Raw genomic sequence first — 953 nt, forward strand, 5'->3', positions numbered from 1 at the left:
AGCCCGCACGCTCTATCGCTGGGACACCCGACCGACAACCCGCCGACTCAAGTGACGCCTATTGCCGGTCGCTCTTAACCAGTTGAATGCACGGCTCGCCGTGAGGACGGCCTCCGTCGAGGTGGTCGGGTTCAGGAAGGCCTTCTCCCTCGTCGCCTCGACAGTCAGACTGTGATCATGGATTTGATCACCACTGCGACGACTACGGAAGAGGCCACCCGCGCTGCGGACGTTGCCGTGCTACCAGTCGGCAGCTTCGAGCAACACGGCGATCATCTACCCCTACTGACGGACACGATCGTCGCCTGCGCCATCGCGAAGGCCGCCGCCACCGCCTACGACCTCATGCTCCTGCCACCCGTAACCATCAGCTGCTCGCAGGAACACGCCGGCTGGACCGGGTCAGTGAGTATCCGTTCGTCCACTCTGGCCCGCATCATCACGGATGTCGCCGAGTCGCTGGGTAGGTCGGGTGTCGACCGGCTGATCGTGGTCAACGGCCATGGCGGGAACTACGTCCTGTCGAACGTCGTTCAGGAAGCCAATGTCGGTGAGCGCCGCATGGCGTTGTACCCGCGCCGGCAGGACTGGGAGACTGCCCGCCAACAGGCCGGACTCGCGAGCAGCAGCCACGACGACATGCACGCCGGAGAGATCGAGACCTCCCTGCTGCTACACCTGTGTCCCGAACTCGTCCGCAACGGCTATCAGAACTCCGATCACCTCGCAGAACGTCCGGACCTGCTCGTTACCGGAATGCGCGGCTACACCGACAGCGGAGTTATCGGTCAGCCGTCCCTGGGCGCGGCCGAGAAGGGGAAGGCGGTTCTGGAGAGCCTGACGGCCTCGTTCGCGACTTGCCTCGCCGTGCTCCGAGACTAGGCCGTGTCTTGTGGATCAGGTTTCGCGGGCGAGGTCGCGGAGCCAGATCTTGATGGTGGCGATGTCGATGG

At 64.2% G+C, this 953-nt stretch carries 1 protein-coding gene; it reads left to right on the plus strand.

What is annotated here, in order from left to right:
- Window positions 1–177 precede the first annotated feature (177 nt).
- Complete coding sequence (locus ACLQ24_RS29840) at window positions 178–882, plus strand: creatininase family protein (RefSeq protein ID WP_425895072.1); 705 nt, start codon at window positions 178–180, stop codon at window positions 880–882.
- The last annotated feature ends 71 nt before the right edge of the window (window positions 883–953 follow it).

It is taken from the genome of Micromonospora sp. DT4 (genome assembly GCF_049841675.1).
In the GTDB taxonomy this organism is placed as follows: domain Bacteria; phylum Actinomycetota; class Actinomycetes; order Mycobacteriales; family Micromonosporaceae; genus Micromonospora.